The sequence below is a fragment of the Kitasatospora sp. NPDC059160 genome, from assembly GCF_042755465.1.
Classification (GTDB): domain Bacteria; phylum Actinomycetota; class Actinomycetes; order Streptomycetales; family Streptomycetaceae; genus Kitasatospora.
In genome coordinates this window covers 87,045-100,827 of the sequence record NZ_JBHZCN010000013.1, presented here as the reverse complement: position 1 = coordinate 100,827, position 13,783 = coordinate 87,045, and the positions used below count along the sequence as shown (strand labels likewise).

Annotated in this window: 12 protein-coding genes; 8 read left to right on the top strand and 4 right to left on the bottom strand. The window is 72.5% G+C overall.

Annotation, left to right across the window (positions count from 1 at the left end; translation table 11 throughout):
* Positions 1-349 precede the first annotated feature (349 nt).
* Positions 350-1,471 (top strand): hypothetical protein, encoded by a 1,122-nt coding sequence (locus tag ACFXOZ_RS08255; protein WP_380588512.1) that lies wholly within the window; start codon positions 350-352, stop codon positions 1,469-1,471.
* 72 nt (positions 1,472-1,543) lie between these two features.
* Here the strand turns inward: ACFXOZ_RS08255 and ACFXOZ_RS08250 are convergent, their stop codons facing one another.
* The 4 genes from ACFXOZ_RS08250 to ACFXOZ_RS08235 form a co-directional block, all read right to left on the bottom strand.
* A complete protein-coding gene (locus ACFXOZ_RS08250; RefSeq protein ID WP_380526529.1) occupies positions 1,544-4,195 on the bottom strand; it encodes a TIM-barrel domain-containing protein in 2,652 nt (883 codons plus the stop codon).
* 66 nt (positions 4,196-4,261) lie between these two features.
* Positions 4,262-5,092 carry a carbohydrate ABC transporter permease gene (locus ACFXOZ_RS08245; protein ID WP_380588510.1) on the bottom strand — a complete coding sequence of 277 codons (831 nt, stop codon included), beginning with the start codon at positions 5,090-5,092 and terminating at the stop codon, positions 4,262-4,264.
* Positions 5,092-5,964, bottom strand: a complete 873-nt coding sequence (locus ACFXOZ_RS08240) for a carbohydrate ABC transporter permease (RefSeq protein ID WP_380588507.1) — start codon at positions 5,962-5,964, stop codon at positions 5,092-5,094. The genes ACFXOZ_RS08245 and ACFXOZ_RS08240 overlap by 1 nt, the downstream gene beginning before the upstream one ends.
* A gap of 118 nt (positions 5,965-6,082) precedes the next feature.
* Complete coding sequence (locus tag ACFXOZ_RS08235) at positions 6,083-7,363, bottom strand: extracellular solute-binding protein (RefSeq protein ID WP_380588505.1); 1,281 nt, start codon at positions 7,361-7,363, stop codon at positions 6,083-6,085.
* Between the two features lie 398 nt (positions 7,364-7,761).
* On the opposite strand from ACFXOZ_RS08235, the gene ACFXOZ_RS08230 reads away from it, so the two are divergent.
* From ACFXOZ_RS08230 to ACFXOZ_RS08200, 7 genes are all read left to right on the top strand, one after another.
* A complete protein-coding gene (locus ACFXOZ_RS08230) occupies positions 7,762-9,228 on the top strand; it encodes a transferase (RefSeq protein WP_380588503.1) in 1,467 nt (488 codons plus the stop codon).
* A gap of 143 nt (positions 9,229-9,371) precedes the next feature.
* Positions 9,372-10,070: a DUF4328 domain-containing protein gene (locus ACFXOZ_RS08225; protein ID WP_380526538.1), complete on the top strand. Its 699-nt coding sequence runs from the start codon at positions 9,372-9,374 to the stop codon at positions 10,068-10,070.
* Between the two features lie 5 nt (positions 10,071-10,075).
* On the top strand, positions 10,076-10,546 hold the full coding sequence (locus tag ACFXOZ_RS08220) for a hypothetical protein (RefSeq protein WP_375884250.1): 471 nt from the start codon (positions 10,076-10,078) through the stop codon (positions 10,544-10,546).
* On the top strand, positions 10,543-10,833 hold the full coding sequence (locus ACFXOZ_RS08215; RefSeq protein ID WP_375884252.1) for a hypothetical protein: 291 nt from the start codon (positions 10,543-10,545) through the stop codon (positions 10,831-10,833). Before ACFXOZ_RS08220 ends, ACFXOZ_RS08215 begins: the two co-directional genes overlap by 4 nt.
* 263 nt (positions 10,834-11,096) lie before the next feature.
* The gene (locus ACFXOZ_RS08210; RefSeq protein ID WP_380526540.1) at positions 11,097-11,249 is read left to right on the top strand and encodes a hypothetical protein; all 153 of its coding nucleotides are present in this window, start codon (positions 11,097-11,099) and stop codon (positions 11,247-11,249) included.
* Complete coding sequence (locus ACFXOZ_RS08205; protein ID WP_380588501.1) at positions 11,246-12,202, top strand: trypsin-like peptidase domain-containing protein; 957 nt, start codon at positions 11,246-11,248, stop codon at positions 12,200-12,202. The genes ACFXOZ_RS08210 and ACFXOZ_RS08205 overlap by 4 nt, the downstream gene beginning before the upstream one ends.
* 4 nt (positions 12,203-12,206) lie before the next feature.
* A complete protein-coding gene (locus ACFXOZ_RS08200; RefSeq protein WP_380526544.1) occupies positions 12,207-13,760 on the top strand; it encodes a hypothetical protein in 1,554 nt (517 codons plus the stop codon).
* The last annotated feature ends 23 nt before the right edge of the window (positions 13,761-13,783 follow it).

Sequence of the window (13,783 nt, the reverse complement as noted above, 5' to 3'; positions counted from 1 at the left end):
CTTACGGTACCCCCCGACGTCCCGCGAGGGGGCCCCCCCCGCCGTGGGGCGCCCCCACGCACCCCCGCCGCGCCCCCACCCCGCGCACCCCGGGGACGGGCGGCGGCCTCACCCTTCCGCACCCGACCGGCCGGTGTCCCCGGCGGACCCGTGTCGCGGTCGGAATGGGCTCGAACGGGCGGGAGGCGGCGGGGGTTGTTCGGGCTGGCATCCGGCTGTCGAGCAGCTTTACGACGTTCCGGGCGGTCCCCCCGGTGAATGCGCTCCCCCTGCCCTCGGGCCGGGGCGGCCGGTCCGGTGCTCTAGCCTTTGGCCAATGACCGGGACGACCCATGTACACGCTGCCGACGTGCCCGACGTGCCCGACGAGGCCTGGAGCAGGTTGACCGCGGCCACCGACCTCGATCGGGACGTGGCCCGTTCCTGGCTCTCCGGGCTCGGTTTCAACCGCTCGGCGCCCGTCGACGTGCTCCTGAGCCTCCTGGACGCCGAGGAAGCCGGCTTCCTCTGGCGGGAGGACCTGCCGCCCGAGGTCGTGGACGCCGTGGTCGTCCACGGGGCCAGGCGCGTGCGCGTCATCGCCGCGGAATCCGGTCGCCTCTCCGCCGCACAGTGGGACCGGCTCGTCGCCGCCACGCCGGGTGCCGGGCTACGAGGGCTCTTCAAGGAGCTCGCGGGCGAGCAACTGGCCGCCCGGCGGCTCTCCCGCGGTGGCCGCGGCGTCGGCCGCGCCCCGCACCCCGACGCCACGCCGCCCGGGACGCCGGAGGAGATCGCGGCGATGGCCGCCGACGTCCCCGACATCGACCCGGAGGGCCAAACGACGGCGCTGTGGTGGATCGGCGCCCTGCACGGGGACGCCGACGCCATGCGTCAGCTCGCGGCCTCGCCGAACCTGCTGATCCGCCGCAGCGTCGCCAGGGCGCCGCGCCTGCCCGCGGACGTGGTGGCCGGGCTCGCCCGCGACCGGGACCGGGTCGTGCGGCTCTTCCTCGCCGAGTCGTGCGACGACGCTCCACCGGAGCTGCTGCTGGACGTGGCCGCCTGGTGGGACGGGAGCCTGTCCTTCCCCGGCCGACCGCACAACCACCCCAACTTCCCCCGCGCGGGCCTGCTGCGCTACGCGACGGACCCGAACCCGCGCCTGCGGGCCCTCGCCCTCGACGACCCGGCCTCGACCGGCGCCCTCGTCGAGCAGCTCGGCCGCGACCCCGATCCGCTCGTCCGCGCGGCTGCCGCCCAGGACCGGCGCCTCTCGCCGGAATCGCTCCGGCGGCTCGTCACCGACACCGACGGAGGCGTGCGCCGGCGGGTCCGGCTCAACCCCGCCCTACCGCCGGATCTGCTGGTGACGCTGCTGCTCGAAGCCGACAGCGCCGAGCACGCCGTCCGCAACCCCGCCATCCCCGTCCCCGTTCTGCGCCGCATGGCCGCGCTCGGGAGGCTCTGGGCCGCGACCGGAACCTCCTGAGCACCGGAGCGGCCGGGGCCCGCCGACGCCGAGGCCCCCGGGTGGTTCCCCGGGGGCCTCAGCGTCAAGGGTTCAGTGGATCAGGTGGAGCGAGAACTCGTCGTCGGTGGGGACCGACGGGGTCTTGACGTGGGTCACGCCCGTCGCCGTGTCGAAGAACCAGCCGGAGGCAGCGGTGTCGAGGGCGGCGGCCGAGTGGAGTTCGGGGAGCCGGCCGCCCTGGGTGACGACCAGGCGCGGGGCGGACTGGCCGTGCACGGTGAAGCGGTACGAGCGGGCGTCCGGCTTGCCGGTGTAGCTGCCCTCGCTGGCGCCGACCTCGACGGTGGTGACGGGCCCGTGGGCGTGGACCTCGACCTGCTGGGTCGCGGAGGAGCCGGCGTTGTACTGGCGGGTGACGCCGTCGTCCTCGTACAGGGTGTACGAGGAGTCGCCCTTCGGGTAGAGGTCGTAGTCGAGTTCGCCCTTGTCGCGGTTCTGCCAGGACAGCGTGCCCTGCGGCCACATCGGGACGATGGCGCCGCCCTTGACGAACACCGGCAGGGTGTCCAGCGGGGCGGAGTAGTCGTCGATGGTGGTGGGGCCCTGGTAGGTGCGCCCGGTCCAGTAGTCGGTCCAGGTGCCCTCGGGCAGGTAGATGCCGTTGCGCACCGAGGTGTCGGAGTAGACCGGGGCGACCAGGAAGTCCGGCCCGGCGAGGAACTCGTACGTGGCGTTCGGGCCGAGCGCGGCCTTGTCGTGCGGGTACTCCAGGGCGAGCGGGCGGACGGCGCCGATGCCGGTGCGGGTGGCCTCGGCGGACAGGGTGTACATGTACGGCAGCAGGCGTTCCTTGAGCTGGAGGTACTTGCGGTTGATCGAGGTGTAGGGCTCGCCGTCCAGCCAGGGCTGCTGGTCGCGCTGCTCCTTGCCGGTCATGTCCTTGGCCCAGCCGTCCATGGTCATGATGGTCGGCAGGAAGGCCTTCCACTGGAGGTCGCGGGTGTACATCTTGGGGTCGCGGCGGAAGATCGAGCCGACGTCCCCGGTGTCGTAGGCGATGCCGGACATGGTGGCGCCCGCGTAGGTGGGGATCTGCCAGCGGATGTAGTCCCAGGACAGGCTCTGGTCGCCGCTCCACAGCACGCCGCAGCGCTGGGCGCCGGCCCAGGAGACCGGCAGCCAGACGAAGCCGCGGGCGTCGCTGTTGTCCTCGATGCCGGCCTTGGCCTGGTCGCAGGCGTTCAGCGCGAAGTCGTAGCCGTTGCCGACCCAGGCGACGTCGAGCTTGCGGACCCGGACCCCGGCCTTGACCTCCTCGGCCTGGTTGGGCAGGCCGTTCTGGGTCCACAGGCCGAGCTGGGCGTGGTCCTTGCGCAGGCCGTCGCCGGTCTGCGGGAGGTTCTCGTAGCCGCAGCCGTAGCCGTCGTTGACCAGCATCCAGCCGAGCGGCATCTGGTTCTGCACGTAGCCGTCGGCGACCTTGAGGGCGTCGGTGGTGTGGCGCTCGCCGCGGTTGGCGTTGTGCAGGTAGCAGTCGGAATCGCCGGGTTCCAGGCCGTAGACCGGCGGCATGAAGGGCTTGCCGACCAGCGAGGTGTACTGGCCGATGACGGACTTGACGTCCCCGGTGAAGTAGTAGGCGTCCAGGCGCCGTTCCTGCTGGCCGGTGCGCACCGGCGAGCCGAAGTCGTAGATTCCGGGGGCGAAGGTGTTGCGGAAGACGCCGTAGCCGCCGCTGGAGACGTAGAAGGGCTGGGAGTTGTTGTAGCCGCCCTCGTTCCAGTTGGTGCTGTTGGCGACGTGGACCACCTGGTCGCGGTGCGAGAAGCTGCCGTTCTGCTCGCCGCCGCCGAAGAACTGCTCGTCGGTGCCGCGGGTCAGGCTCTGCCGCAGGCCGCTGGTGGACCAGCGCATCGGGGCGTTCTCCTGCCAGATCGCGGTGCGGTTGTCGGCCTGGTAGAGGCCGAACCGCAGCGGGTGCTTGTAGACCCGCAGTACGACGTGGCCGGAGCGGATGCCGTAGTAGTCGCCGGCATCGAACGAGGAGGTGCGGGGCTGGAGTTCGGGCTGCTTGCGGATGATGGTGCTGCCCGCCGGGTCGGTGATGGTGCCGTCCGGCGCGGCGCGCAGCCGCAGTTGGTCGTCGGCGAGGAAGTCGACCTTGGCCTTGAGGGTGCCGGCGGCGATGTCGTAGCTGCCCTTGCCGCCGCTGAACGAGGTGAGGTCGCCGGCGTCGGCGGTCTGCGGCAGGTAGGCGCGGCCGGTGAAGGAGCCGCCGTGCACGTCGTACGGGACGACCAGGACGTGGTAGGTGCCGGAGGCCTTGGGGATCACCGTCGCCTCCGGGTCGGCGGTGCCCGCGCTCTCGGCGACCTCCTTGCCGTTGGCGTCGTAGATGTACAGGTCGAAGTCGTCGGTGGGGTTCTGCCACTGGACGGAGATCGGGACGCCGCCCTCGGGGTTGTCGTCCCAGTAGCCGTTCGGGACGTTCACCGTCAGGTCGAAGCGGGCGCAGACCGCGCCGTCCGGGTCCTGGGCGACGGCGGGGCAGGAGGTGGCGCCGCCGAGGGTGCCCTTGGCGTAGGTGGGGCTCTGCCAGGTGACGTTCTGGTGGCTGCCGTCCAGGACGGCAGCGGGCGGGCCGGCGGCGTGGGCCGGCACGACGGGGCCGGTGACGGCGGCGAGGCTGGTCAGGGCTGCCGCGAGGGCGGCCCGGCGGAGCTGGGGTCGGAGCAGGCGCACGGGGGTTCTCCTGTCGACTCGGGGGCTCGGGGGCTCGGGGGAGGGTCTATCTGCTGACGGGAAGCGCTACTTGACGGATCCGGCGGTCAGGCCGGAGACCACGTGCCGCTCGATCAGCGCGAACAGCACCACCACCGGCACGATCGCGACGACCGAGCCGGCGAACAGGTAGTTCCACTGGACGGTGTAGTTGCCGATGAAGCTGTTGATCCCGACGGTCAGCGGCTGGCTGCCCGGATCGGTGGACAGCGTCAGGCCCATGACGAACTCGTTCCAGGCGGAGATGAAGGTGAAGATCACCGCCGTGACCACGCCCGGCAGGGCCAGCGGCAGCACCACCCGGCGCAGCGCCCCGATCCGGCTCAGGCCGTCGAGCAGGGCGGCCTCCTCCAGCTCCACCGGGATCGAGGAGATGTACGCGGTGAGGATCCAGACCGCGAAGGCCAGGTTGAAGGCGGCGTTGCAGAGGATCAGCGTCCAGACCGAGTTGAGCATGGACAGCTGGTAGAACTCCCGGTAGAGGCCCACCAGCAGGGAGGTCGGCTGGAACATCTGGGTCACCAGCACCAGCAGCAGGAACAGTCGGCGGCCCCGGTAGCGCACCCGGGCGGTGTAGTAGGCGGCGGGCAGCGCGACCAGCAGCGCCAGCAGGGTGGAGCCGCCGGCCACCAGCAGGGTGACCCGCAGGTTGTCGCCGAGCGTGGACTCCTGCCACACGCCGACGAAGTTGGACCAGGCGAAGTGCCGTGGCAGGTACGTCGCGTCGCGCAGCTCGTCGGCCGGGCGCAGCGCGGTGACGACCATCTCCAGGTACGGGAACAGGAAGACCGCGGCCAGCAGCCAGGCCGCCCCCGCGAGGGCCAGGGTGCGCGGCCTCCAACGTTTCTGGCGCGGCATCAGCTCTCCTCCTGGTTCCAGCGGCTGACCTTGAGGAAGGCCAGCACCATCAGCACCACGAGGGCGAAGTTGACCACCGACATCGCCGCGGACTCCCCGATGTCGGTGGACTTCAACTGGTACATGAACACCGTGCTGGTGGCCGTGTCGCTGCTCGGGCCGCCCTGGGTCATGCCCCAGATCACCGGGAAGGAGTTGAAGACGTTGATCAGGTTGATCACCAGGCCGACCAGGAACGCCGGGCGCAGCAGCGGCAGGGTGATCCGCCGGTACGCCTGCCAGGCCGAGGCGCCGTCCACCCGGGCCGCCTCGTACACCTCGGCGGGCACGGTCTGCAGACCGGCCAGCAGGGTGTAGGTGGTGAACGGGAGGGAGACGAACACGGCGACGAAGACCATCCAGGGCCAGGCCGTCGAGGGGTCGCCCAGCCAGTCCCGCGGGCCGTCGACCAGCCCGAGGTCGGTCATGACGGTGTTCAGCACGCCCGCCGTCCGGTCCAGCATCCAGCGGAAGCCGATCGCGGTCATCAGCACGGACGCCGCCCACGGCGCGATCAGCGCCCAGCGGGCGTAGCGGCGGCCGGGGAAGCGCTGGTCGAACAGCTGGGCCAGGGCGAGCGACAGCAGCATGGTCAGGCCGACCACGGCGAGGGTCCAGGCCACCGTGGCCAGCAGGACGTGGCCGAGGTCCGTCTCGTCGAACAGCTTGCGGTACTTGTCCAGTCCGGCCGAGCCGCGGACGAAGCCGCTGGTGCTGACCCGCAGGAACGAGGTGCGGACCATCTCGTACACCGGCCACAGCACCACGGCGAGGATCAGCAGCACGGCCGGGGCGATCCACGGCAGCGGGCCGAAGCGACGGCCTCTGCGCACAGGGGGGTTGGGAGTCACGGGGGTGCCTTTCACGGCCGTCGCCGGGTGCCGGCCGTCACTTGTTCGGGGTCGGCCGGCACTCGCTCGGGGTGGGCCGTCAACTGTCGGGCGCCTGACGTCACTTGTTCGCGACGGCGTCCTGGGCCTTCTTCTGGAGGTCGCCGAGCACCTTGGCCGGGTCGCCCGCGACGGCGCTGCCGACCGACTTCTTGATCTCGGCCGAGACCGCGTCCCAGGTGGTGTCGCCGAGCGGGTAGAACACGGCGTTCGGCAGCAGGGCGAAGAACGGCGCGAGGTCCTGGTGCTTGCCCCCGGTGGTCAGCTCCTGCAGCGCGCTCTTGGTCACCGGCATCAGGTTGTACGTCTCGTCGAAGGAGACCTGGTTGGCCTTGGTGTACGCGAAGTCGAGGAACTTCCGGATCTGGTCGCGGTGCCCGTTCTTCTTGAACGCCATCATCCAGTCCGCCACGCCGAGGGTGGAGGCCAGCGGGCCGTTCTTGCCGGGGATGGGGGCGACCCCGTAGTCGACCTTGCCGTCCTGCGCCATCTGGATCAGTGACGGGTGCCCGTTGAGCATGGCGGCCTTCCCGGCCGCGAAGTCCGCGAACGCGGTCTTGCGGTCGGTGGTGGCCGGGTTGGCGTAGGTCAGCCCCGGGTCGACCAGGTTGGACCTGAGCCAGCGGAAGGTGTCGATGTCGGCCTGGCTGTTCAGGGTGTACGTGCCGTCCTTCCCGGTCGGCCCGCCGTCGTTGCCCAGCTCCCAGATCATGCTCTCGCCCTGGGCCTCCTCCGGCCCCAGCGGCAGCGCGTACGGCGTGACCCCGGGCACCTTGGCCTTCACCAGCTCGGCGTCCTTGCGCAACTCCTCCCAACTGGTGGGCGGTTGGCCGATTCCGGCCTGCTGGAACAGCGCCTTGTTGTAGAACAGTGCCCGCGCCGAGGACACGAACGGGATGCCGTACTGCACGCCCTTGACCTGCCCCGCCCGGGCGAAGCTGTCGATCAGGTCGCCCCGGGTGTCGGGCGACAGCACGTCCTCGGCCTTGTACAGCAGGTCGTCGGCGACCTTGTCGGCGTACCCGCCGGTCTGCAGCACGTCCGGCACGTTGCCGCTCTGGATCATCGTCTTGACCTGCTTGTCGATGTCGTTCCAGTTCACCACCTGGACGTCCACCTTGATGCCGGGGTTGGCCGCGGTGAACGCGGTGGCGACCCCGTTCCAGTAGTTCTTCGAGCTGTTGGACTCCTTGTCGCCGTAGTCGGCGGCCACCAGCTTGAGCGTCACCTTCCCGTCGGCGTCCGCCCCACCACTGCCGCTCCCGCCGCCACTGCCGCAGGAGGTGAGGGCGAGCGCCCCCAGGGCACACGCCGAGACGAGGGCCAGCACACGTTTGTCCACCGCAGATACCGCCTTCGTGCGTGCTTGATCGGATGATCCAAGATGCTTGAAGAACACTGGTTTTGAGCAGTTTCGAAAGAGCAGCTTGCTGCTCCGGGCGGTTCATGTCAATCGTGACTGCAGTTTTGAGCAACACAACCCCTGACTCTCGGCCCACCGCGCCCCGCTCTGCGCAGAAACGCTCAAACCATGGGGCGGTCCCGGCCCCGCCGGTCGGGCGAGTGGCCCCCGCGGCTCATATGTCGCTCAAATGTCTTCAACTCTTGGTGAGTTGGGCCACATCATGGAGTGCCCGCGGCGGCCGGACACGCCAGGTGTGCCCGGGACGCAGCGCGGGCACCCGTGGGTGCTCGGAGCAGGGGGGCCGAATGTCATCAGGTGTGCGGACGCTTTCCCGGGTGATCACGGCGATCGCGCTGGTGGCCGCCTATGCCGCGCTGCACGTGCTGATCACCGTGGTCGAGAGCCGACAGGCCGAGAGCCGCCTCCAGGACGGCCCGGCCCGCGTCGCCGCGTTCACCGTCCTGGTGGACCGCTTCGCGGCCGGTGACCCGACCGCCCGCGCCGAACTCGTCGCGGCGAGGGCGTGGTTCGAGGAGAACGTGCCCGCCGGCCGGGCCCGGGCCACGGTCGCCGCGGTCACCGGCTTCGTGGACCTGGGCCGGGGCGCCTCCGCCCGGGCGCGGGCCGGTGCGCTCGCGGCGGACGTCGAACGGGATCGGGCGGGCCTCGACCAGGACCTCCGCTCCGAGACCCTGGCGGGGCTGTGGCTCACGGCGGGCGCGCTGGCCTTCGCCGGACCGTCGCTCTGGCTCCGCCGCCGACGCAGGGCGGCGACCGCGGAAGCCGTCCGTACGGTCGGCCGGTTCGCCGAGCGGCATCCGCCCTGGCGCCGGCCGCTGTTCCTGGCCGCGACCGGCCTCGGCTACACCCTGTTCATCGGAGGGATGACCCTCGTGAGCATGGCCCAGCGAACGAATCCGACCGAACACGGCCGACCGATGGCCGTCCAAGTCCTGCTGCTCCCGGTGGGGTTGGCCGCGGTCGGCGTGGGCTTCCTGGTCCTGCGCTACAGCCGGCCCCGTTCGACCCGGGGTGCGGTGCGCGCCCTGCGGGCCGACGGCCGCCGGCCCGTCCTCTACCTCCGCAGCTTCGCCGACGACCGCACCGCGGCCCAGGTCGACGACGGGCAGGCGCTCAACATCCACTCCCGGGAGGAGCAACTCGCCTCCGCCCTGGCGGCGTTCGGCCCGGTGATCGCGGTGGGCAGACCCGGTGAGCCGCTGCCGCTGCTCGGTGCGGCACGGTTCTACCTCCCACTGGACGACTGGAAGCCGACGATCCTGCGGCTGATGGACCTCTCCCAGCTCATCGTGCTGCGGGTGGGTGTCGGCGAGGGGCTGCGCTGGGAGATCGACCAGGTCGTCGCCACCCAGCCCGCCCGCAAGCTCCTCCTGCTGACACCGGGCCGGGTGAGCGAGGCGATCGACAGCCTGGACGGCCGGCTGCCGGTGCCCCTTCCGCTGGAGGGGGTGGCGGCGGACACCTCCTGGATCTCGGCTGCCGTCACCTTCGCACCCGACTGGACACCGCAGGTGACGGCGGTCCAGCCCACGTCCGGCCCGGCGCCCCACGGGCGCTGGATCATGCGTCGCCTCAGGGCGGCCAAGGAGGTGACCTGGGACCCCTCACCGGCGCGCCGGACGGTCGGCGCGATGAAGACCGCACTGGCGGCGGTGGGTGTCCGCGGCCGGATGGTCGTGGTGCGCAGCGACATCAACATGCTCGGCACCTGGGGCAAGGGCATGGTGGCGCTCGCGATCCTGGTCCTGCTCTACCGGCTGCTCGCACTCGCCGCTCCCTGAGAGTGCCCGGCCGCAACCGGCGCCGGGCGGCGGAGCCCGGCGCGACGTCGAGGACGCGGTGAGGACGCGTCGGGAACGCATCGAGGACACCTCGAAGAAACGTCGAGGACACGTCGAGGACAGCACGTCAACGGAGGGAACCCATGAGCAACGCACAGCAACACGGCGCCGGTCGCGCGGGCGGCACCGGGGCGAGGACGCACAGGCCGGTGACCGGTTGGGGCGTCGCCGCGGCGGTGCTGATCGCGGTGGAGGTCCTGCGGGAGGTGCTGGTCTCGGTGGCCAACTGGCGCGACTACCTGCTCATCCACGACTACCTCAACGGGGCGGCCACGGACGCGGACCTCGCGGCCGCCGATTCGGACACCCTCACGACGGTGTCGTCGCTGGCGGCGAGTTTCGTCGTCTGGGCCGCGGCCGGGGTGGCGTTCCTGGTCTGGCTGTGGCGGGCACGGATCAACGCGGAGGCACTGGGGGGTCGCGAGGCCCATCGCCGCTCCCGGATGTGGGCGGTCGGGGCCTGGACGGTCCCCGTGGCCAACCTCTGGTACCCCTACCAGGTCGTCACGGACATCTGGCGGGCCAGCGCGCCCCGGCGGCCGGCTCCCGACACGCTGGTCAAGGCCTGGTGGGCCTGCTTCATCCTGGCCGAGGTCGTCAAACCGGTCCAGTGGCGTCTGGCCAACTCCGAGGAGAGCGAGTCGGACGTGCTGGCCAACGCCAACGCGTCCGCGCTGCTGACGGCACTGTTCCTGGTGGCCGGGGTGCTGGTCATCCTCCTCATCCGGCAGGTCACGACCTGGCAGAACCGGGCGGCGGAAGCCGCGGGCGGTGAGCGGTGAACCCCGTGGCCGCCCGCCCCGCCGATCCCCACCAGCCGCCGGAACTGCTGGAGTTGTACAAGCTCGCGGTGGAGATGGCCGACCGGGTGTCAGCCCGCCGGGGCGCGGCCAACGCCTTCTTCCTCTCCGTGCAGACCGCCCTGGTCACCGTCGTCGGCTTCGGTGTTCCCCAACTGCGGGAGGCCGCGTGGTGGTCGGTGGTCGCCGTCACCGCGGCGGGCCTGACCCTGTCCGCCGCGTGGTGGCTCCAACTGCGCAGCTACCGGGACCTCAACGCCGCGAAGTTCAAAGTCATCAACGAGCTGGAGAACGGCCTGCCGGCCAAGGTCTTCACCGACGAGTGGAACCACCTCAAGCAGACCCCGCGCCAGGCCGGACGCAAGCGGTACGCGGAACTCGGCATCTCCGAACGGCTCGTCCCCTGGGTGTTCGCCGCGGTGTATCTGGTGATCCTCCTGGGAACGCTGCTCGAATGACCTACCTCGACGAGCTCGCCGACCTCATCCGCTCGTGCCTTCCGGCCGCCGCCGCGCCGCCGGCCGACTCCGACGACCTCTTCCGCAGCTACGCCGTACTGCTCCGGGCGAAGGGGACGCAGGTCACGGACGAGGACGTCCACGACGCCTGGTCGGCGTGGATGCAGTCGACGAACGCCGACCACGGCGCCCTGGTCCCCTTCCAGGACCTCACCCCGGAGACCAGGGCCCTCGACGCCCCGTACGCGGAGGCGATTCGCGCCGCGGCGCGCAAGGCCGGACGGTGACGACCGGCGGCCGGCCCCGGCCCGGGGAGCGCGTCCACTGAGACGCGGATCCTCGCGCTCCGAAGGGCCTCGGCACTCGACAAGGCCGCCTGCCGGAAGGAGGCGTGAGTGACCGTCACCCACCGGAAGCGGGGAACTCCGGACGGGCGGAAGACGGCCGAACGGCCCGCGCGCTCGCGGTAGGGTGGCGCGCGCGGTCGGGGAGGCCGCAGGCAGGCACGGCGGTTCGGGCGTACGGCCCGGACGTTCGGGAGGGGAGCGGCGTGGCCGGGGACGTGACGGTGGAGACGATCGACCTGGGGGACGGCACCACGGTACGGGCCGAGGTGATCGGCGAGGTGATCGGCGAGGTGGGCTTCGCCGAGGCCGAAGGAGCCGGGGCCGCCCCGGCCGCCACCCCCGCCGCCGCGGAGTGACCGGCCCGCACCTCGACGGCGCCCGGGCCGAGGCGCTGCACCGCTGCGCCGTCCGGATCGAGGCCGCGGGCGCCTTCCTGGGCAGCGGCTTCCTGGTCGCCCCGGGCCTGGCGGTCACCTGCGCGCACGTGGTGCTGGACCGGCGCGGCCCGGCCGAGGGCCTGGTGGTGCGGCACGGGGCGAGCACGCACCCCGTGCCGCCCGACGCCGTCCGGGCCGAACCCGCCGAGCTGGGCGCCGGCCCCTTCGAGGCGTTCCCCGACCTCGCGCTGCTCGCCGTCCCGGCGGCCGGCCCCGGCCACCCGGTGGCCCCGCTGGCGGGCGCCGAGGCCGAGCCGGGGACGTGGCTGACCGCCCTCGGGCACTCCACGGCCACCCCGACACCGGGGGTCAACGAGGACACGGTGGCCCTGCGGGTCGTCGGCCGGTCCGGGGAGTTCACCGCCGTCACCGGCTTCGTGCAACCCGGCCTCAGCGGCAGCATGCTGGCCGGGCCGGACGGGCTGGTGCGCGGCGTGCTCAAGAGCACCCGCTCGCACAAGCAGGACCTGGGCGGCTGGTACGTGCCGCTGGCCGCCCTGGTCGCCTTCCTCGGCCCGGAGGTTCACGCAGCCGCGCCCCCACCGCCGCCCACCGACGCCGACCTGGTGACGGCGCTGATGGCCCTCCCGTACACCGCGCGCGCCGACGGCCGGTTCGACCTGCTGGAGCGGATGGGCGAGCACCTCGGCCTGCCGAACTCCTTCGAGGTCGAGGAACGCTCCGACCGCCGCGACCACCTGTTCCGCATCGTGCGCCGCTGCCGCCACCACCGCGACGCCCCGGCGGCACTCCGCGCGCTGTACACGGCACTGGAGGAACTCGCCCCCCACGACGGCGCGTTACCGCACCTGCGGGACGTGCTCGGCCGGGCCGCCGGGGACCGCCCCGCGGACGGTCCGGGGAGCTGGTAGGCCGATGCACCCAGGCGCGAACGGCGGCAGGCCGCCGCAGGCCGCCGTCGAGCGGGGCTCCCACTCCGCCGTCGAGCGGGGCCCCCACCTCGCCGCCCCGTTCGAGGAGGCCGAAGCCCTGCTGGCCGACATCCTGTTCGACTTCCAGGGCATCTCCCGACGGGACTTCCGCCAGGGCGTGCTGGAGACGATGGGCCGCTCCCCGGCGTCCCGCCTCTTCCACCTGGACGTCAAGGAGGCCGACACCCCGCGCGAACACGTCCTGGAGATCCTGCGGAGCATCCGCTGCGCCCGCGACCCCCGGGCCGTCCTCGGCTCGCTCGGCGAGGCGCTCAGGGACCACGACCCGTACGGCGGCGCCCTGCCCTGGCTGGAGGTGACCGTGCTCGCGCTGACCGCCGAGACCGGCCTCCCCGCCCGCGCCCTGCTCCACGCCATCACCCTGCTGCGCACCCTGGACCCGGCCCCCGGCCCGCACCAACTGCTCCTCCACGTACCCCCGAACGCGCCCGGCCGCCACCGGATCGACGAGCGGACCACCCTGCCCGAGGTCCTCACCCGCCTGCTGGACCACTTCGGCGGCCCCGACGCCGGCTACGCCCTGGCCTTCCTGGACGGCCTCGCCCGGGACCGCGACCTGCTGCTCCGGCACCCCCGGCTCGGCGACCTGGGCGCCCTGCTGTGCAGCCTCCCGGTCGCCCGCCCCGCGCCCCGGGAGGAGACGGCCGTCCGCCTGATCGTGCAGATCCGGCTGGAACCCGAGACCCCGGAGCACATCGAGGCCGGCCGCTACCACCTCCGGGCGTCCTGCTACCGGCAACCGCTGGCCGGCGGCCCGATCGCCCGCCTCCACGACCTCGTCGCCACCGACTCGCTCGCCCTGGAGGACCTGGTCGCCGAGGGCAGCGCCCGACTGGCCGGCTGGCAGACCCTGCTCGCCGAACTCGGCCGGAACCGGCGCAGCCCCGTCCGGATCGAGTTCCTGCTGCCCAGGGAACTGCTCGGCCACAGCGCCGAACTGTGGTCCCCGACCCTGGACGGACGCCGGATCGGACTGCTGCACCCGGTGGTGGTCCGCTACCTGGACCGCTACATCAACCCGTGGCTGCAGACCGAGGCCTGGTACGACCGGTGGGAGCACCTGTTCGCCGACACCCTCGACCGCGACGCCGCCGACCGGATCGACTGGCCGCCCCTGCACCCCGAACGGGTCGCCGACCTGCCCGGCTGGCTCGACGGCCGCCCCACCGTGGCCTGCCTCGCCCTCGACACCCCCTACGACGAACTCGACCCCCGGGTGCGCGCGGCCGTGCTCGACGCCGTGGAGATCGACGGCGTCCCGGCCATGCTGTGGCGCCGCACCCCCGGCGCCCCGACCGAGGTGGTCGACGCCCTGCTCCGCGACCGCCCGCGCTCCCTCGCCCACCTGCCGGAAGCCGTCCACCGGCACCGCAAGGTCACCCGGGAGGCACCCGCCCAGGACGGCGTCGCCCTCTTCTGGGACGACCCGAACTGCATGGACCCGGACCAGGACGCCGGGTTCCCGGGGATGGTGTGAGGCGGAGGGTGTGAGGCGGAGGG

Bases quoted from the DNA above. Each gene is read 5' to 3' on its own strand.
- ACFXOZ_RS08245 (WP_380588510.1), bottom strand. From the start codon at position 5,092: ATGCCGCGCCAGAAACGTTGGAGGCCGCGCACCCTGGCCCTCGCGGGG.
- ACFXOZ_RS08225 (WP_380526538.1), top strand. From the start codon at position 9,372: ATGAGCAACGCACAGCAACACGGCGCCGGTCGCGCGGGCGGCACCGGG.
- ACFXOZ_RS08215 (WP_375884252.1), top strand. From the start codon at position 10,543: ATGACCTACCTCGACGAGCTCGCCGACCTCATCCGCTCGTGCCTTCCG.
- ACFXOZ_RS08200 (WP_380526544.1), top strand. From the start codon at position 12,207: ATGCACCCAGGCGCGAACGGCGGCAGGCCGCCGCAGGCCGCCGTCGAG.